Raw genomic sequence first — 18,576 nt, forward strand, 5'->3', positions numbered from 1 at the left:
GGGCGGTATGATACGAATAGACCTGTCATAAGTCAAATTATTTTTTCTAAATCGCGGCTCATTTGCATGATTTATCTACAACACCATGCGGCAACGTTAGCCGCGCAGGATAGCGCGCAGGTTGGCGATATGGCTTTTCGTGGTTTCCTGTTTCTGTATCTCGCTTTGCGGCGGTTTATCCCGCTCCCACTGTACATCATCCGCCGGCAGCTCGGCTAAGAACCGGCTCGGTTCAGGTCTCAGCAGTTCACCGAACTGACGCCGTTCTTTGCATAAAGAAAAGGTCAGCGTTTGCTGAGCGCGGGTAATGCCGACGTAAGCCAAACGGCGCTCTTCCTCCACATTATCTTCGTCGATACTGCTCTGGTGCGGCAGGATATTCTCTTCCATGCCGACCAGAAAAACATGCGGAAATTCCAGCCCTTTTGAGGCGTGCAGCGTCATTAACTGAACCTGATCGGCCTCTTCATCCTCCTCGCCGCGCTCCAACATATCGCGCAGCGTCAGCCGGGTGACAACCTGACTTAAACTCATCGGCTCATTAAACTCATCGCCTTTCAGCATATCCGCGACCCATTCGAACAAGGTTGCCACGTTTTTACTCTGCATTTCCGCCATCTTCGGGCTGGCGGCATGTTCGTACAAATATTCTTCATAGCTCAGCTGCGCCAGCATACGGCGCACCGCCTCTTCCGGCTCGGCACGCAGCAGCTCGTCGTTCAGCTCCACCATCCAGCGGGCAAATCCTTGCAGCGCATTATAGGCTTTCGGCGTAACCCGCTGAATCAGCTCAAAATCAAAAATCGCCTCAAACAAACCGCACTGTTTTTCCTGCGCCAACACACCCAGTTTTTCCAGCGTCGCCGCGCCGATTTCCCGTTTCGGCGTATTAATAATCCGCAGCAACGCCGAATCGTCGTCCTGATTGACCAGTAAACGCAGATACGCCATCATATCCTTAATTTCCGCCCGCGCAAAAAACGATGTGCCGCCGGAAATCTTATACGGAATCCGGTTCTGCATTAATACTTTTTCAAACAGGCGGGATTGATGATTGCCGCGGTATAAAATGGCATAATCACGATATTTGGTCTTCCGCATAAAACGGTGTGCGATTAACTCGCCGACCACTCGTTCCGCTTCATGTTCTTCATTTTTCGCTTCGATCACCTGTAGTTTTTCGCCTTCTCCCAGCGTGGAAAACAGTTTTTTGTCAAACACATGATCATTATTGGCGATCAGGATATTGGCGCAATGCAAAATACGTTCGGTGGAACGGTAATTCTGCTCCAGCTTAATCACTTTCAGGTGCGGAAAATCGTTTTTCAGCCGCATCATATTCTGCGGCCGCGCCCCGCGCCACGAATAAATGGACTGATCATCATCGCCGACCACCGTGAAACACGCCCGCTCGCCGACCAATAATTTAATCAGTTCATATTGGCTGGTATTGGTATCCTGATATTCGTCCACCAGCAGATAACGGATTTTTGTCTGCCATTTCGACCGCACTTCGGCGTTGTGCCGGAATAACAACGTCGGCAACATAATCAAATCGTCAAAATCCAGCGCATTATAGGCGCGCAGCTGATTGGCATAACGCGCATAACAGCGGGCGAAAAGCTGCCGTTTCTCATCCGTTGCCTGCATCAGCGCCTGAGGCGGCAAAACCAAATCGTTTTTCCAGTTGGAAATGGCGCTCATCAGCTCGCGCAGGGTTTCTTTATCTTCCTCGGGCAATAAATCCGTCGTCAATTCCTTTAATAGCGCCGCCTGATCATGTTCGTCAAACAGCGTCATCGCAGATTTCAACCCCAACGGCTTATATTCGCGTTTGATAATATCGAATCCCAGCGTATGAAAGGTGGACACCATCAAACCGCGGCTTTGCGCCTTACCGATTGAATGCGCCACCCGCTCTTTCATTTCGCGCGCCGCCTTGTTGGTAAACGTCACCGCTGCAATATGTTGCGGTAAATAACCGCACTTTTCCACCAGATACGCGATTTTGTTAATAATCACCCGGGTTTTGCCGGATCCCGCCCCGGCCAGAACCAGACAAGGGCCGGATACATAACTCACCGCCTGTTGCTGCTGACTATTCAGTTTCATCACTTATTCCTGCAACCAAACGTAAGGCAGCAACGCCGTATCCAATAAAAACGACAACGGCAGATCCAAAATCGGCAATCCCCATCGCTGTGTCATCTCCCAATCGTATTTTGTCCCGGCATAAGTCGTATAAGGCGCCGTCGGATCAATCAGTTTCACCACCGTCCCGCAGGCGGATAACCCGCAAAGTGCGGTGAGAATGAGTAAGGTTTTATACATACAATTCCATATTAATTTTTTGCCCCATTATAAGGGAAATTATCCGGACAGCGAGAAAAAATAAAGCACCGTTTTATACATAAAACGTATAACCGAAATCAGAAAAAGAATTTCTGTCCACATTTTAGCCCATGTTACATTTCCTCAAAGCACAGAAGCGGTAACGATTGTTCTGTAATCCCAATCCGACACAAGAGGTGAGTATTATGGCTGAAAAAGTAATTCTAACCGCCGCATTAACCGGCGCCGTCACACCAAAAGAAATTGCACCATCTATCCCGATTACGCCCGCAGAAATCGCCGAAGACGCCTATCAATGCTGGAAAGCCGGCGCCTCTGTCGTGCACTTGCATATGCGCGATGAACAAGGATTAGGTACGATGGATAAACATAAATTTAAAGAAACCATTGACAGAATTAAAGACAAATGTGATGTGGTTATTAATGTGACCACAGCAGGTGATCACCGGGCAACCGATGAACAGCGAATGGAACATTTGGCTTACGTTCAACCTGAAATCGCTTCTTTTGATGCGGGTTCGTTTAACTGGATGCCGGGCGGTGTGTTTGTGAATTCGCCGCAGTTTTTATCCCGATTAGGCTCAACCATGTTAGCGCTCGGTATTAAACCTGAAATTGAAATTTTTGACAGCGGCATGGTTCATGCCTGCAAGTATTATCTGGAAAAAGGTCATTTAACCGCACCGCTGCATTTTCAGTTGGTTCTAGGTGTCTTGGGTGGTGCGATGGCCAATGTCGAAGATCTTGTGTATTTAAAAAGTTTACTACCCGAAGACGCTAGTTGGGGAGCGTTTGGTATTGGACGCAGCCATTTGCCGATCATGCTGGCGACGCTCGCAATGGGCGGCCATATCCGCGTCGGATTGGAAGATAATGTTTACTATTCCAAAGGCGTACCTGCAACCAATGTTTCACTGGTGGAACGCGCAATTCGTATTATTCATGAAGCCGACAAAGCCGTCGCGACACCAAATGAAGCAAGAACCATTTTAGGGTTAAAACAAAGAAGTTAAACCACGCCGGTTAAAAGAGAGGAAATAACAATGTTTATCACAACGTCAGCTAAAAAAGTTGTTTTATCCTTCAGTACAATTGCAATAGCTATGGCAATCAGTTTTTCTTCCTCCGCTCAAGAAGGAGTCACGCCGTTACAGCCCGGCGCAACGACGGGCAATCATGCCGGCGCATTACCTCCGCCAGGGCTGTATTTTTCTTATGACGTAGATTACGAATGGGGTAAGTTACATTCTCCTTATGTTAATATTAAAGCCAGCAATGTCAGCATGGCGGCGGCATTACTATGGTCAACTCCCTACAAATTCCTTGGTGCGAATTATGCGCTCGGCATCGCACAACCCTACAAAATTGCCCATACGACACTAAATACGCCATCCGGCGAGTCTAAATATTCCAATCATGGTTTGATGAGCACGACTATTATGCCGTTACTTCTATCATGGGATTTAGGTAACGGATTCCATTTAGGAACAGGGACGGCTTTTGTCTTTAAGAACGGTAAACATGCTACCGTCTGTCATAACGGTTCGTGCGCGAATACGCCGGAAAACCTGGCAAACCGTTATTATACCGTTCAGCCTAATCTTGCCCTAAGTTATTTTCATAACGACTGGGCGTTTACGATGAATAACACCTTTGATTTCAATACCAGAAATAAGAAAACGGATTACCGTTCGGGTAACACCTATTATTTAGATCTGACCGCCACGAAACGTCTCAATAAATGGACTGTCGGATTAATCGGTAACTGGACTAAGCAGTTTACCGACGATAAAAAAGGCGGACGCGTAGTACAAGGTCTGTATTCGGAAGGCAGCCGTGTCGAACATGTTATGTTCGGTCCGATACTGGGATATGATTTCGGCACGTTTTCCCTAACCGCCAGATTTTTAGCATCCGTCCATTCGGAAAACGATCCTAAGATGCGCTTTTTCCATCTGGGCGTCGCTATTCCGCTTTAAACCCTGAACACAATGGCAGGCATGCCTTTCAGCAAACATAAAAGGAATCCGTAATATGGTGAAAAATAAGATCTACTCAAAGGCAGAAATTGCCGAAAAATTTCATGATGGAATGAAGTTAATGGCCGGTATCTTTGCTTGCCGGGGTTGTGCCGATAGACTCGTCGATATTATCGTTGAAAAAGGCTGCAAAAACTTAGAACTCATCGCCAATGATGCCGGTGATCCGGGAGTGGCATTAGGTAAACTTTATGATGCGCATTTAGTCACCAAAGCGCATCATTCACATATCGGTATGAATCCTTATGTCACAGAGTTAATTAATCAAGGCATTCTGACCGTTAATCTCTATCCTCAGGGCACACTGGTTGAAAAAATCCGCGCCGGCGGAGCGGGACTCGGCGGAGTGCTGACCAAAACCGGATTGGGCACTATGGCTCAGGAAGGACGCCAAGTGATGGAAGTTGACGGGCAACAGTATATTTTCGAGAAACCGTTCCGAGCCGAAATTGCGTTGATTCGTGCGGCGAAAGCCGATAAATCGGGCAATTTAGTCTATAAAGGTTCAGCACGAAATTTCAACCCGGTCATGGCAATGGCGGCGGATTTAGTGATTGTGCAAGCCGATGAGATCGTTGATGTAGGAACGATTGATCCGGAAGCAGTAATCACGCCGGGAGTTTTTGTCGATATGATTTTAACTAATGAGGAATAACGATATGTCTGATGCAAAAGAACTGATTGCCCGAAAAATAGCAAGCTTTTTTCACGCAGGTGATGTGGTAAATCTAGGTATCGGTATTCCCGGTTTAGTGAGAAATTATATTGAAGAGGGCGTACAGCTTCACGCGGAAAACGGTTTACTAGGCTATGGAGGCTCGCCAAAACCGGGAGAAGAAGAACCGGATTATGTTAATGCCGGCGGTCAAATGGTCACACTCTTACCCGGTGCCTCCGTTTCCGACAGCGCCGGGGCATTCGCGCTGGTTCGCAGCGGAAAATTAACCGCCGTCGTACTGGGTGCGCTGCAAGTGGACGCCGAAGGCAGCATTGCAAACTGGAGTATTCCGGGCGGACGTATTATGGGAATGGGCGGTGCGATGGATTTGGTATCCGGCGCCAAACAGGTAATCGTCGCCATGGAACATAACGCCAAAAATGGTGCGCCTAAAATTTTATCCCGATGCAGCTGGCCGCTGACCGGCTACAAAGTCGTAGATATTATTGTTACGGAATTAGGTGTCTTTGATATCACCGCTAACGGTGTGGTGGTCAGAGAATTATTTCCGAACATCAAGAAAGAGGATGTGATTAAGCGTACCGAAGCACCATTAATCTTTAAAGATTAACCGAAAGTGCGGTGTTTTTCAGACAAGTTTAAGCCAATATAAGGAGAATTTTATTATGCGTGAAGCCGTGATTGTGTCTGCGGTACGAACTCCCGTAGGAAAAGCAAGAGGTGCGTTGGCTTCTGTTCCGGCCTGGGAATTGGGCAGATTAACGGTACAAGAGGCGGTGAAACGGTCAGGCGTTGAGCCTAAGGAAATCGACGAAATCATTTTCGGTAACCTGCTGAATACGGATTGTGTCAATATGGCGCGTGTCGTCGGGTTAGCCGCCGGATTGCCGATGACCGTTCCCGGCATTACTTTAAATCGTCAATGCGCCTCGGGTATTAACGCTATCGCCTATGCCGCCGCCTTAATTCAAGCGGGTTATGGCGACATCATGGTTGCCGGCGGCGTAGAAAGCGATTCGACTCGTTGCTATATCATGGAAAAACCGACAACGGCATATCAGACCCGCCCGCCGGCATGGGTCGTACCGATTTCGGCACCCAAAGCAATCGATATTCCGATGGGCATTACCGCGGAAAATTTAGCGCAAAAATATCATCTGACCAGAGAAGAATGCGATCAGTTTGCCGTGGATAGTCATAGAAAAGCAGCAACGGCCTGGCAACACGGTTACTTTGATCAACAAATCGTGCCGGTAACAGTTAAAAACCGCAAAGGTGATAGTGTAATCACCCGAGACGAAGCATTACGTCCGGATTGTAATTTGGAGGCGCTGTCCAAATTACCGCCGGCGTTTACTGAACAAGGTATCGTCACGGCCGGAAACAGCTCGCCGATGAGTGACGGTTCCGGTGCCGTTGTGGTGATGGAACGCAAAAAGGCAGAGGCCTTAGGATTAAAAATCTGGGCCAAAGTGGTGAGTTTTGCCGCTACCGGCGTTGATCCGTCAATTATGGGTATCGGTCCGGTCAGTGCGACACAAAAACTGCTGCACAACCTGAAAATGTCGCTTGATGATATTGATTTAATCGAAATGAATGAGGCCTTCGCTGCGCAATCTATCGCCTGTATCCGGGAATTAAATCTGGATACCGCCAAACTTAATGTCAACGGCGGTGCACTCGCGCTAGGTCATCCGCTAGCCGGAACGGGCGGTATTTTAGCCACAAAACTTGTTTATGAACTTGAACGCCAAAATTTAGGCACGGGGTTAATAACCTTCTGTGTTGGTGGCGGACAAGGTTTTGCCGCATTATTAGAACGGCTCTAAAACGGAGATAAAATAAGGCTTATAACTAAGCCTTATTTTGACCCTATACAGTACGGTTCATATCACTTAAAAAGTCTGCAAAATATCACCGCACTTTTCTTATTCAGATGGGGAGAGTTGTTGATTTTGTGCTAATAATCGTTCAAATTCTTTAACAAATTTCGGAATGCTTGAATTCGGGTTACGGGGATCCCAAATTAATTCCATAATATAATGATAATCTTCTTTAATATTAATTAACGTGCTGTTTGGCCCAAGTAATTTTGCTCTATGTTTTGGAATTAATAATACTACATCTTTATTAATCTCCAAATTAAAAGCACAGGTTTTTAAATTCGGGTATTCTTTATATAATTTAAAATCCAATCCCTGCATTAATAATACATCCGTACTAAAAATTTTGGAAAATAAAAACCGTTTAGGATCTTCACGAATAATTAAACAATTCTCCAGCTCCTTTAAAGAAATCGTTTCCCGCGCGGCCAGCTGATGATGTTTATTTACCGCTATACACAACGGGTCAGTCTGAAACGATAATCGGTTAAAATTAAATTTTTCTTTTAGCCATCGTCTGGTTGTGCGATTAAGAAAATTCGGGCGTAAAACAAATCCGACATCATATTCTCTTAATGATAAGAGATTTAATGCATCATCAAGTTCCGCGTCATGATAGGAAGTCGCTATATCAGGATATTTTTGCTTAAAATTGCTTACCACGCCACTAAGCAAATGACTAAATGCATCCCCCAAATAAACGATGGATAATTTTAAACGACTTTTTCCGGTAAAACGATGAATTACTGCGATTGAATCATCATATTGCTGAAGAATTTTTTTAGCCTCAATAAATAAAACTTCTCCGGCACTGGTTAACGCCACTCGATGAGTATCGCGAATTAATAACTCGGTACCGATACTGGCTTCTAATTCTTTTATATGGCGACTTAATACCGGTTGAGTCATATATAATCGATTAGCGGCTTTAGTAAAATTAAGCATTTCGGCTAAAGCGACAAATTCACGTAAAAGTTGCAGTTTCATAACATATATCCCCTTTCATTCATTTCATTTACTCTCACATTCTGTGAGAACCCATATGATTTTATTAAATATAAAGATTACGCTCTAATAATGATTAGTGATTATGCAATATTCACATAATGAAAAAGATAAAAAGAATTTCAACCGAAAATGTACGCACGGTAATCTTTATGACAAGTCAGGATTATGATTGAGACCGTAAGTTCTGACGTGAAAGTTTAAATAAATGATGATTAAGGAGTCCGCTATGACTATCAAAGCAAATTATGAATCAGATTATGATAAACGTAAAGAGATGTCTCACGAAGAGCTTGGTACGCTGCCACATATGACATTTGAGGAATACTCAGAAAAATTAAAAGATTGTTTCATTATGAAGCGTAAGAACGGCATCCTTGAAGCCAGAATGCATACTAACGGCGGCCCTGTCCAGTGGGGGGCGCAGCTTCATCAAGGGTTACATTATTTCTTTGATTGGGCCGGCCGTGATCCGGATAACGAAGTAATTATTCTTGGCGGTATAGGCCCGGACACCTTTAAAGGTATCGGACGGGTAAACCAGGCCGGAGAATGGCAGCCTGCAACGGAATTTGCCTCCGATCCTGATGTGGCCTGGCGTATGTATAACTATCAGTTTTACGACGGAACCAACGACATCGAAGGACAAATCTTTGATCTTGAAGTGCCGACTATCGGCGTTTGGGCCGGCGCAACATTTCATTCCGATTTAGTTTTGTTTAGTGATATCACTTTAGCAACGGAAGATGCCTGGACAACCGAAATGCACTTCAGAACCAATATGGTTCCCGGAGACGGTGTTCAAATCGCATGGCGCGAACTCATGGGACGGAAACGTTTTGCGTATGCAGAATTAACCGGTGAAATTATTACCGCTCGAAAAGCACTGGCACTCGGCATGATAAATGAAATTTGTGAGGATACCGAAGCGGCATATAAACGGGCATGGGAAATTGCCGAATTGATCATGCATACCGGTACCCGCGTTACCCGCCGCATTACCACTCAAATCCTCCGTCAGCCTTGGAAAGAAGATATTGCAAAAGAGTTGCGTACTTCCTTTGCGACAGAAATGTTCGTTACTGCAACCGAACATTCTCCGCATGAAGCCGACTACTGGGATCGGGCAAAAGAAGAAGCCTCATTAGTCCGAGCTGCCGAGAAAAAAGGTAAAGTCATCCGACCACGAATCGACGGCGGTCAGGAAGAGGATGAAATCAAATAATTGTCATTAAATGCTATTCAAAGGGAGTTCTGTCATTAAGTTTAACGATAGCCTCCCTTTTTTATAACCGATTTCCATCACATTGTACTTTTTAAGTCTCATTGGAGGAACTGAAGATGAGTCATACCGAAAAACAACTTAATTTCGGAAAACATGGCTGGACAGTCATTATTGTGCAAGCCTGTATGTTTTGGGTCGGTGCGGGTGTCACGACTCATGGTTTAAATTTAATCGTTCCCGGTCTGTCTGAATTTTATGGTTTGGATCGCAATGAATTATTGTTTTTAGTCACCCCCGCGTCTTGGGCGGCGATCCCAGCGGCCCCCATCTGTGCCTGGCTATGTACCAAAAAAGGAAGTAAATTCACGACATTGCTTTGTCTGGTTATCTGTGCAATTTGTTTCGGTTTACTCGGTTATGCCAGTACACTTACCACTTTTACCCTCTTATTTGCCGGCGTCAGTTTTTTCGGAACCGGTTATGCCTACATAGCCGGAACATCTTTAGTGGCCAACTGGTTTGTACGGAAACAAAGCCTGGCCCTGGGTTTTTGCACATTCGGGCAAACAACATCAAGTGCGTTTTTCGTTCCGGTATTATCACTTTCATTTGCGTTATTTAACTTTAATCACGGTTTTTGGACGATATCCGCCATTATGCTGATTCTCTTTGTGATTGTGTTAACTTCAATAACGAACCGCCCGGAAGATATCGGACTATATCCCGACAATGAACCTTTAGATCAACAAATCACCTCTGCCCAAGAAGAAATACGTCTGTCCGAAAGCCTAACCACCAAAAAATTATTAAGTATGAAAGATGTTTGGTATATGGGAATCGCAACCGGGGCGGTTTACATTATGCTCGTCGGTATCGTCAGTCAAATCGTGCCTCGTCTTATCGAACTTGGATTCGATCTTAATACAGCGATTTTTTATATGAGCGCCTCAGCCTTAATCGGAACAATAGGAGCCTACGCATGGGGTTGGCTAAATCACCGTATAGGCATTAAACCTGCATTTCTTATCTACAATCTATGGTGGATGATTGCTATTTTTCTCAATATCTTTTCATCTGAAATCGCATTATTCATCTCATTGGGGATGATTGGGCTGGCCTTACCCGGCGCAACCAATTACAGCACCGCATTTATCGCAACAAAATTCCCACGCTCTTCCTATGTCAAAGCCTTAGGTATCATTCATCCGATTCAATCCATTATTCGTTGCTGCGCTTTTTCTGTTCTCGCTTTCGGGCTTGCCTATCTCGGAGGATTCAGAGGCGCCTATATGCTGCTTATCGGCATCGGTTTCATTTCATTTCTTTTAATCTGGGCCACTAATCTGACCCCTGTTCAAAATAATCAAAGTCAGAATTAAGGAGTTTACTATGAAATTACAAAATAAAGTTGCCATCATAACCGGCGCCAGTTCAGGTATAGGGGCTACCACAGCAGAATTATTCGCAGCGCAAGGCGCATCCGTCGTTATGGTTGCCCGTCGTCAAAATAAATTAACTCAGATAGCGGAAAAAATCCGCAAAATCGGCGGCAATGTCAAGGTCATTCCGGTAGATGTCAGCCGCGAAGATGAATGCCAACGAGTCATATCCGAAACATTCGACGCATTCGGTCGCTTAGATATCTTAGTGAATAATGCAGGTATCGCCGATAAACATATGCCAATTACAAAATGTTCTACCGAGTGGTGGAATGAAGTGATCCTGGTTGATCAAACCTCCGTATTTTATCTTACCAAAGCGGCACTGATGAAAATGACGAACGGTTCAATTGTGAATATTTCCTCTATTGGCGGTGTATTCGGTTCCGCCGGTATTGCGTATTCCGCCGCTAAAAGTGCGGTTATCGGAATGACGAAAAATATCGCCATGCAATATGCCGGCAAAGGAATACGCTGCAATGCCGTATGTCCCGGACCGACGCCGACTGAATTAAATACGCCGGAAAAATTGGCTACCTTTGATGAATTCGCCGCACAATGCGCCAAACATATGAATATGGAATTGCCGCACACAACAACAGAACAACAGGCTCAAGCGATATTATTTTTTGCTTCCGATGAATCCTCAGGCATAACTGGACAAATTCTGGTTGTGGATAACGGTATTACATTATAGGGGATGTTAATATGAAAGAAGTTGTTATTGTTTCCGCGACAAGAACACCGATCGGGAGTTTCGGCGGCTGCTTTAAAGAGATGAGTGCGGTAGATTTAGGCAAATGTGCCGTTATTGAAGCCATTAAAAGAGCGGGACTATCCCCTACTGACATAGACGAAGTCATTTTAGGTAATACCCTGTCTGCCGGGCTTGGGCAAAATATAGCAAGACAAATCGCTATCTCAGCAGGAATCCCCGAACAAACTCCGGCCTTTACGGTTAATAAAGTATGTGGTTCAGGGCTGAAATCCGTCGTACTGGGCGCGCAGGCAATTTGCTGTGATGATGCAGATATCGTCGTTGTCGGCGGAAGCGAAAGTATGAGTAATGCCGCTTATGCGCTCCCACATATTCGTTGGGGAACCAAAATGGGCGACAGTAAACTGATTGATACAATGATAAAAGACGGGTTAACCGACGCTTTTTCACATGTCCATATGGGGATAACAGCGGAAAATCTGGCCGAGCAGTTTGGTTTCAGTCGCCAAGAATTGGACGAATTTGCGCTACAAAGCCAGCAGCGTGCAGAAAAAGCCCAGAAAGCAGGCCGCTTCAATGATGAAATCATCCCCGTAGAAGTCAAAACCAAAAAATCAACGATGCTTATCTCCGCAGATGAACATATCAGACAGGGTTCAACTCTCGAAGGACTGGCTAAGCTTGCCCCAGCGTTTAAAAAAGACGGTGTAGTTACGGCAGGTAATTCATCGGGTCTCAACGACGGTGCGGCTGCACTAGTATTAATGAGCAAAGAAAAAGCCGCGCAATTAAAACTCACACCGTTGGCAACGATCAAATCTTGGGCCAGCGCCGGTGTAAATCCCCAAATAATGGGTTATGGTCCGGTGCCCGCAACACAAAAAGCATTGAAAAAAATTCACTTATCTATTGCGGATCTGGATTTAATCGAAGCAAACGAAGCCTTTGCCGCACAAGCGTTAACCGTAATAAAAGAGTTAGATTTAGATCCGAATAAAACGAATGTAAATGGCGGCGCAATCGCACTAGGTCATCCTATCGGCGCATCCGGAGCAAGAATTCTGGTCAGCCTACTTTATGAAATGAAAAGAAAAAACGCCCGATACGGTTTGGCGACACTCTGTGTCGGCGGCGGTCAGGGCGTTTCGCTTATTGTGTCGAAAAACAGCTGATATTTGTGCATTTATTACGCTGTTGCCTTTATCCTATTGTGCCTGTGGAACGGTCAATTCCGGTTCTGCAGGTTTTTCAACGTCAGCGAATTGTTTGCTTTGGTTGGCCTGAATGAGGGTTTCGGTCTGATTGGCCAGTTGGGTCAGGTGCATGTTTTCATAAGCCGCTTTCATTAACGGTAACGCATCGTGTGTGGCCTGAGTGTCCGGGTATTGTTGCAGCATACCGACCACACGGTTGGCAACGGCGACGTGCGCATTGCGTTTGGCGTAGAATTTGGCGATCGCCAGTTCATGACGGGCGAGGCTGGCTTTGATGTAGGCCATGCGTGCAACGGCGTCCGGCGCATAGACGCTGTTCGGATAATGCTGAACTAAGGCTTGAAAATTGGCAAATGCCGCTTTGATTGAGGTACTTTCGCGGGTGGCGCGATCGACACCGAAGAAATCCTGGAAGAAATTCTCCCCTGAGGCGAAATTGGTTAAGCCCGCCATATACAGAACATAATCAAGATGCTGACTGTTCGGATATTGCTGGATGAAACGATCCGCCGCCACCAGCGCTTTGGTGTAATCCTGCGATTTATAATACGCGTAAATCAGATTAAGCTGGGTCTGTTCGCCGTAACCCATGCCCGGATAACGGTTTTTTACCGCTTCCAGATAGCGGATTGCCTGAGAATAATTGCCGTCTTGTAAATAGGTCTGGCTTTTCGCGTAAAGCTCCTGTTCGGTGCCGTCCTCCACCTCTTTTTTTGACCCGGAACAGGCGGCGACAGCCAGTGCGGTTAATGCGACGAGAGTGAAATTTTTTAATTTACGCATAGTAATCCTTTTTTTACGAGCAATAATAAATGAGTTACAATAATCCGGTATTTTATAGAACATCGCTGAATAAGCAAACTATTAACTGACGGATTTTTTTATTTATGGCACAAATCACGTTGTCGGCCGAAGTTCAGCCGCATCAAATGGGACAACGCTTAGACCAGACATTAGCGGAAATGTTCCCGGATTATTCGCGTTCACGGTTAAAAGCGCGGATTGAAAATAATGCGGTTTTGGTGAACGGTGAAATCATCAATGTGCCGCGCAGCAAAGTCTATGGCGGAGAGCAAATTGAGGTGCGGATTGAGGCGGACGATGAAACCCGCTTTGAAGCGGAGAATCTGCCGCTGAATATCGTTTATGAAGACGAACACATTTTAGTGCTCAACAAACCGAAAGAATTGGTGGTGCACCCCGGCGCAGGAAACCCGAAAGGCACCGTTTTAAACGCGCTGCTGTATCATTATCCGTCGATTGCCGAAGTGCCGCGCGCCGGCATTGTCCACCGTCTGGATAAAGACACCACGGGCCTGATGGTGGTGGCGAAAACCATTCCGGCGCAAACCAAACTGGTGCGCGATTTGCAAAAACGGAAAATCACCCGCGAATACGAAGCGGTCGCATACGGCATAATGACCCAAGGCGGCAGCGTGGATGAGCCGATGGCGCGGCACCCGACCAAACGCACGCAAATGGCGGTGCATCCGCTCGGCAAGCCCGCCGTTACGCATTACCGGATTATGGAACGCTTCCGCAATTATACCCGCCTGCGGCTGCGTCTGGAGACCGGGCGAACCCATCAGATCCGCGTGCATATGGCGCATATTGCGCATCCGTTGCTGGGCGATCAAACTTACGGCGGGCGTCCCCGTCCGCCGAAAAATGCCAGCGACGCGTTTTTAAGCGTACTGCGCGACTTTAAACGTCAGGCGCTGCATGCCGTGATGCTGCGCCTGAACCATCCCGTCAGCGGCGAATTAATGGAATGGCATGCGCCGCTGCCGGATGATTTCGTACAGCTAATTGAGGCGTTGAAAGCGGATTATCTGGCGCATAAAGATGAACTGGATTATTGATATGGATGCCATTCAACCGCACTGGCCGGCGCCGGCCAATATTCGGGCGTTCACTACCGTACGGCGCGGCGGTGTCAGCCAAGCGCCCTATCACAGTTTTAATCTGGGCGCTCATGTGGGGGATGAGGAAAGTGCGGTCAAAATTAACCGCACTTTGCTGACCGAACGGTTCGGCCTGCCGCAAGCGCCCGTATTTCTCAATCAGGTTCACGGTACGAATGTGATTAGATTGCCTTATAGGGGCGATATACCGCCCGCGGACGCTGCCTACAGCGCGCAGCCGAATCAGGTTTGTGTAGTGATGACCGCCGACTGCCTGCCGGTGCTGTTGTGCGATCGACAAGGCACCCAGGTTGCCGCGGCTCATGCCGGCTGGCGGGGCTTGTGCGACGGCGTACTGGAACAAACCGTAAAGCATTTTCAATGTCCGCGCGAAGATATTATCGCTTGGCTGGGGCCGGCTATTGGGCCGGCGTGTTTTCAGGTCGGCGCTGATGTGGCGGAGCGGTTTATGGCGCACGATGCCGAAGCGGAAACTGCGTTTATGCCGGATCCCGATGCGGCGGGAAAATACTTGTGTGATTTGTACTGTCTGGCCGCTCAGCGCCTGAGGCATGTCGGCGTGCGACACATTAGCGGCGGCGAGCATTGTACTTACCGGCAGGCAACGGATTTCTTTTCTTTCCGCCGCGATAAGCAAACGGGGCGCATGGCGTCGTTGATTTGGTTTACGGAAACATAACATTGCCGCCATAAAGTGCGGTTATTTTTTTCGTAATTTATGCCACATTTTATCTTCCTGTCCGCGCCATAAACGCTGAATATTATCATGATGACGGTAAATCAGCAGACAGCACACCAACGCGACAGGAAAAGTGAATTCCGGCTTAAACCACCATACATAAAACGGCACCAGCAAAGCGGTGAGCACGGCGCTGAGGGAAGAATAACCGCTGATTAAAAACACCAGCAGCCAAGTGCCGAGCATAGAACCCGCCACCGACCAGCTAATCGGCGCAATGGCACCGAATGCGGTGGCGACCCCTTTCCCGCCTTTGAATTTGAAAAACAGCGGAAAAATATGCCCTAAACAGGCGCCCAGCGCGACCATGCCCAGTTCGAAATGGCTAAGCCCCAAATAATATCCCAGCCACACCGGCAACATCCCTTTCAGCATATCGAATATCAGCACGCTTAAGGCGACCCCGCGGCCGCCGATACGCAGCACATTGGTGGCGCCGGGATTATGTGAGCCGGCATCGCGCGGATCAGGCAATCCGAATACACGGCAAAGTAAGATTGCACTGGAAATCGAGCCTAATAAATAAGCAAACAGCATATAACAGAGGGCGAAAACGCTCATCGGCAATCTCCAATGTAGATAAATGAAAAAATTTTGTTCGTCTATTGTACATAAAGTTGATAGCATAATCCTAATAGAATTTCACGCAACCGAGGGACAACTTGATCGATCGCATTTTTATTGAAGAATTAAGCGTCTATGCGCAAATCGGCGTGTATGACTGGGAGCAGCAAATCAAACAACAACTGCTGTTTGATATTGAAATGGCGTGGGACAGCCGGCAGGCGGCGCAAACCGACAGCGTGGAATATTGTCTGAATTATGCCGAAGTGAGCGAATTTATTATTGATTATGTGCAATCAAAACCTTTTTTGTTAATCGAACGGGTGGCTTATGAGGTCGCCGCCCGGCTCAGACAACGCTTCGGCATCTCATGGCTGCGCCTGAAGCTGCGCAAACCGGACGCCGTCGCGCAGGCGCGCAGTGTCGGCATTATTATCGAACAGGGGACGCTTAGCGGGCGTTAAATGCGCGTTATCGCGCACAATCGGTCTAGCGCCTCAATTTCCACCGTCGGCAAAAGCCGGCATTCGGCAAACCGATTCAGGGAATTGCCCGACAGATTAAGCCACACCGCTTGGCATCCCGCCTGCAGCGCGCCCTGCACATCCGTCAGCAGACTGTCGCCGACATGCAGAATTTGTGACGCCGGCAGATGAAAATACGCCGCAGTACGGCGGAATAAATCCGGATGCGGTTTCGCCCGCCCCTGCACGCCGCCGCGTAAAATCAAATCAAACTGACTCAGCCCGATACGTTCCGGCTCCACATTGCCGTTGGTGATGGCCGCCAGTTTATACTGCTGCGCCAAACGGTTCAGCAGGGCGATATGGTGCGGCGCAACGCGAATGTTATGTCGCCATTGCAAAAAATGCTGCATGGTTTGTTCGGCAATGCGCTGAATTTCCACCGCACTTTTACCGTGACATGCCAGCAGCGCCCGCATGGTTTCCAGACGCCAGGCGGTAACATCTTCGCTTAGCCGCGGATGTTGCGCGGCGATGCGGGTTTTCCACTGCAACCAGTCTGCGCCGTCCAGCTGCGCCAGTCCGCTGAGCGCGCGCAGGCTGTCGATACAACGCTGTTCGGCCACACGAATCACCGCCGAATTGTCATACAACGTATCGTCCAAATCAAAGCTAATCACCTTAAAAGGCTGTAAAGTGCGGTAGAATTTCATGCGGTTTTCCTATTTTTTGCGTTTGGCGCGCGGATGGGCGGCATCATAAACCTGAGCCAGATGCTGAAAATCCAAATGGGTGTAGATCTGAGTGGTGGACAGATTGCTGTGCCCCAGCAATTCCTGTACCGCGCGCAGATCCGAGCTGTTTTCCAGCATATGGGTGGCGAAGGAGTGGCGCAGTTTATGCGGGTTTAAATGGCTGTTCAGCCCTTGCCGGATGCCCCAGATTTCCATGCGTTTCTGAATGGCGCGGTGCGAGATGCGGTTGCCGAGTGCGCTGACAAACAGGGCGTCATCTTTCGGATTAAATAACAACCGCACTTTCAGCCATTGCTGAATGGCGTGCAGGGCATAGCGCCCGAAGGGTAAGATCCGTTCTTTATTGCCTTTCCCGATCACCCGCACTTCTCGTACGCGGGTATGAATACTGTTCAGATTTAATCCCTGTAATTCCGATAAACGCAAACCGGCGCTGTACATCAGCTCGATCATGGCTTTATCGCGCAGATCAATGGGGTCTTTGCTGTCATTGGCAAGCAGCCGCTGCACCTGCTCCGCATCAATGTTTTTGGGTAAATGTTTGGCCTGCTTCGGTGCCGAAATACCGACGGCGGGATTAACTTGCAACTCCCCTTGGCTGACCAGATAGCCGAGAAAGCGGCGCAGCGCAGATAAGCGCAGGGCAAGGCTTTTTTCGTGCAGCCCGTCTTTGCGGCTTTGCGCCAGAATAAACCGCACCACGCTTGGCGTCACCTGTCGCCAGCTCTCAATACCGTTTTGCCGCAACAATTCGACGATGCGCGTCAGCTGGCGCTGGTAATTACTCAGCGTATGCGGGCTGAGCTGACGCTCAATGCGCAGATAATTCCAATAGCTTTGCAGCAGCGCCTGCATTACAGATTCTCCGCATAATTGGCCAGCCAGCGTTGTAGATGCAAGGTGACAATATCCACTAAGTGTTTGAGAAAAGTGGTATCCTGCCCGTTGTGAAAATGCAGCCTGTCATGAGCGCTGAACAGCAAAAGTGCGGTCGGTTTGACGCCGGTTTTGGCGCCCAGCAAACAGCACGCCACCGAGCCGACGGGAAATTCTTCCGGCAGAAATAACAGGCTTTTTTCCCGGTTGCTCATTTGACCGAGATAAAAATGGCGCAGACCGAAACGTTCCAGCCGGATGAGCTCGAAAGCGTTGCGATCCAGCCAGTAGGGTTCGCCGATGGCGGCGTGTTTTTGCCAGCTGTCATTAAATAGCAGAATTTTCGCCTGTTGCAGTTCCCATTTTTGCGCCCAACGATTGAGCACCGCAACGCCGTCGCTCAGCTGCCGGCAGGCGCTAAGTTGTTGCTGCAACGGCATTAAGGCCAGAAAAATATCCTGTTCCTGATTCGCCAGCCTGCCGAAAAAGGCCAGCTCGCTTTCCAGTTCTTTTATGCGTTGGCGCTGACGTTCCAGCTGCACCTCAATTAATGACAGCGTCCCCTGCTGCCTGTGGTTAACCTGTAGGCTGTCCAGCAGCGCCAGATGAGAGGCGAAAAAATCCGGATGCTGTTCGAGGTATTGTGCGATTTGCTGTTCGGTTAATGGCTCGTTCATTCTGATCACCTTATCACTTATC

The 18,576-nt window shown here is 47.8% G+C and carries 20 protein-coding genes; 12 read left to right on the forward strand and 8 right to left on the reverse strand.

Annotated elements, in window-relative coordinates; translation table 11 throughout:
* Positions 1 to 96: 96 nt before the first annotated feature.
* Both rep and ACESOH_RS09910 read right to left on the reverse strand, forming a co-directional pair.
* The gene (gene rep, locus ACESOH_RS09905) at positions 97 to 2,112 is read right to left on the reverse strand and encodes a DNA helicase Rep (RefSeq protein ID WP_373100977.1); all 2,016 of its coding nucleotides are present in this window, start codon (positions 2,110 to 2,112) and stop codon (positions 97 to 99) included.
* A 3-nt stretch (positions 2,113 to 2,115) separates the two neighbouring features.
* A complete protein-coding gene (locus tag ACESOH_RS09910) occupies positions 2,116 to 2,331 on the reverse strand; it encodes a YceK/YidQ family lipoprotein (RefSeq protein WP_373100978.1) in 216 nt (71 codons plus the stop codon).
* 206 nt (positions 2,332 to 2,537) lie between these two features.
* Here ACESOH_RS09910 and ACESOH_RS09915 point away from each other — a divergent pair, with 206 nt between their 5' ends.
* From ACESOH_RS09915 to ACESOH_RS09935, 5 genes are read left to right on the forward strand one after another with little or no spacing between them, the layout of a single operon-like run.
* Positions 2,538 to 3,365, forward strand: a complete 828-nt coding sequence (locus ACESOH_RS09915; protein WP_373100979.1) for a beta-keto acid cleavage family enzyme — start codon at positions 2,538 to 2,540, stop codon at positions 3,363 to 3,365.
* Positions 3,366 to 3,395: 30 nt separating this feature from the next.
* Positions 3,396 to 4,331, forward strand: a complete 936-nt coding sequence (locus tag ACESOH_RS09920; protein WP_373100980.1) for a SphA family protein — start codon at positions 3,396 to 3,398, stop codon at positions 4,329 to 4,331.
* A gap of 55 nt (positions 4,332 to 4,386) precedes the next feature.
* On the forward strand, positions 4,387 to 5,046 hold the full coding sequence (locus tag ACESOH_RS09925) for a CoA transferase subunit A (protein ID WP_373100981.1): 660 nt from the start codon (positions 4,387 to 4,389) through the stop codon (positions 5,044 to 5,046).
* A gap of 4 nt (positions 5,047 to 5,050) precedes the next feature.
* Positions 5,051 to 5,680 carry a 3-oxoacid CoA-transferase subunit B gene (locus tag ACESOH_RS09930; protein WP_373100982.1) on the forward strand — a complete coding sequence of 210 codons (630 nt, stop codon included), beginning with the start codon at positions 5,051 to 5,053 and terminating at the stop codon, positions 5,678 to 5,680.
* Positions 5,681 to 5,735: 55 nt separating this feature from the next.
* A complete protein-coding gene (locus ACESOH_RS09935) occupies positions 5,736 to 6,899 on the forward strand; it encodes a thiolase family protein (RefSeq protein ID WP_373100983.1) in 1,164 nt (387 codons plus the stop codon).
* A 99-nt stretch (positions 6,900 to 6,998) separates the two neighbouring features.
* Here the strand turns inward: ACESOH_RS09935 and ACESOH_RS09940 are convergent, their stop codons facing one another.
* Positions 6,999 to 7,940, reverse strand: coding sequence for a LysR family transcriptional regulator (locus ACESOH_RS09940; RefSeq protein ID WP_373100984.1), 942 nt, complete (start codon positions 7,938 to 7,940; stop codon positions 6,999 to 7,001).
* A 247-nt stretch (positions 7,941 to 8,187) separates the two neighbouring features.
* On the opposite strand from ACESOH_RS09940, the gene ACESOH_RS09945 reads away from it, so the two are divergent.
* The 4 genes from ACESOH_RS09945 (at position 8,188) to ACESOH_RS09960 (ending at position 12,512) form a co-directional block, all read left to right on the forward strand.
* Positions 8,188 to 9,183, forward strand: coding sequence for an enoyl-CoA hydratase/isomerase family protein (locus tag ACESOH_RS09945; RefSeq protein ID WP_051977473.1), 996 nt, complete (start codon positions 8,188 to 8,190; stop codon positions 9,181 to 9,183).
* A 116-nt stretch (positions 9,184 to 9,299) separates the two neighbouring features.
* Positions 9,300 to 10,562, forward strand: coding sequence for an MFS transporter (locus ACESOH_RS09950; protein WP_373100985.1), 1,263 nt, complete (start codon positions 9,300 to 9,302; stop codon positions 10,560 to 10,562).
* A gap of 10 nt (positions 10,563 to 10,572) precedes the next feature.
* Positions 10,573 to 11,319, forward strand: a complete 747-nt coding sequence (locus ACESOH_RS09955) for an SDR family NAD(P)-dependent oxidoreductase (protein ID WP_373100986.1) — start codon at positions 10,573 to 10,575, stop codon at positions 11,317 to 11,319.
* A gap of 11 nt (positions 11,320 to 11,330) precedes the next feature.
* Positions 11,331 to 12,512, forward strand: coding sequence for an acetyl-CoA C-acetyltransferase (locus ACESOH_RS09960; RefSeq protein ID WP_373100987.1), 1,182 nt, complete (start codon positions 11,331 to 11,333; stop codon positions 12,510 to 12,512).
* Positions 12,513 to 12,545: 33 nt separating this feature from the next.
* On the opposite strand, the gene bamD is transcribed toward ACESOH_RS09960, so the two are convergent.
* Positions 12,546 to 13,337: an outer membrane protein assembly factor BamD gene (gene bamD, locus ACESOH_RS09965; RefSeq protein WP_373100988.1), complete on the reverse strand. Its 792-nt coding sequence runs from the start codon at positions 13,335 to 13,337 to the stop codon at positions 12,546 to 12,548.
* Between the two features lie 104 nt (positions 13,338 to 13,441).
* On the opposite strand from bamD, the gene rluD reads away from it, so the two are divergent.
* Both rluD and pgeF read left to right on the forward strand, forming a co-directional pair.
* A complete protein-coding gene (gene rluD, locus ACESOH_RS09970) occupies positions 13,442 to 14,416 on the forward strand; it encodes a 23S rRNA pseudouridine(1911/1915/1917) synthase RluD (protein WP_373100989.1) in 975 nt (324 codons plus the stop codon).
* Position 14,417: 1 nt separating this feature from the next.
* Complete coding sequence (pgeF, locus tag ACESOH_RS09975) at positions 14,418 to 15,158, forward strand: peptidoglycan editing factor PgeF (protein WP_373101028.1); 741 nt, start codon at positions 14,418 to 14,420, stop codon at positions 15,156 to 15,158.
* Positions 15,159 to 15,179: 21 nt separating this feature from the next.
* Here the strand turns inward: pgeF and plsY are convergent, their stop codons facing one another.
* Positions 15,180 to 15,779, reverse strand: coding sequence for a glycerol-3-phosphate 1-O-acyltransferase PlsY (plsY, locus tag ACESOH_RS09980; RefSeq protein ID WP_032093786.1), 600 nt, complete (start codon positions 15,777 to 15,779; stop codon positions 15,180 to 15,182).
* Positions 15,780 to 15,880: 101 nt separating this feature from the next.
* On the opposite strand from plsY, the gene folB reads away from it, so the two are divergent.
* On the forward strand, positions 15,881 to 16,246 hold the full coding sequence (folB, locus tag ACESOH_RS09985) for a dihydroneopterin aldolase (RefSeq protein ID WP_373100990.1): 366 nt from the start codon (positions 15,881 to 15,883) through the stop codon (positions 16,244 to 16,246).
* On the opposite strand, the gene ACESOH_RS09990 is transcribed toward folB, so the two are convergent.
* Genes ACESOH_RS09990 through ACESOH_RS10000 form a run of 3 tightly spaced genes read right to left on the reverse strand, consistent with a single transcriptional unit; the run spans position 16,243 to position 18,554 of the window.
* Entirely contained in the window at positions 16,243 to 16,959 is a 717-nt protein-coding gene (locus tag ACESOH_RS09990; protein WP_373100991.1) for an HAD-IA family hydrolase, read from the reverse strand. The two genes, folB and ACESOH_RS09990, sit on opposite strands and share 4 nt — an antisense overlap.
* Before the next feature lie 9 nt (positions 16,960 to 16,968).
* Complete coding sequence (xerC, locus tag ACESOH_RS09995; protein WP_373100992.1) at positions 16,969 to 17,856, reverse strand: tyrosine recombinase XerC; 888 nt, start codon at positions 17,854 to 17,856, stop codon at positions 16,969 to 16,971.
* Positions 17,856 to 18,554: a DUF484 family protein gene (locus ACESOH_RS10000; RefSeq protein WP_032093790.1), complete on the reverse strand. Its 699-nt coding sequence runs from the start codon at positions 18,552 to 18,554 to the stop codon at positions 17,856 to 17,858. Before ACESOH_RS10000 ends, xerC begins: the two co-directional genes overlap by 1 nt.
* Between the last annotated feature and the right edge of the window lie 22 nt (positions 18,555 to 18,576).

The organism is Necropsobacter rosorum, assembly GCF_964241405.1.
Classification (GTDB): domain Bacteria; phylum Pseudomonadota; class Gammaproteobacteria; order Enterobacterales; family Pasteurellaceae; genus Necropsobacter; species Necropsobacter rosorum.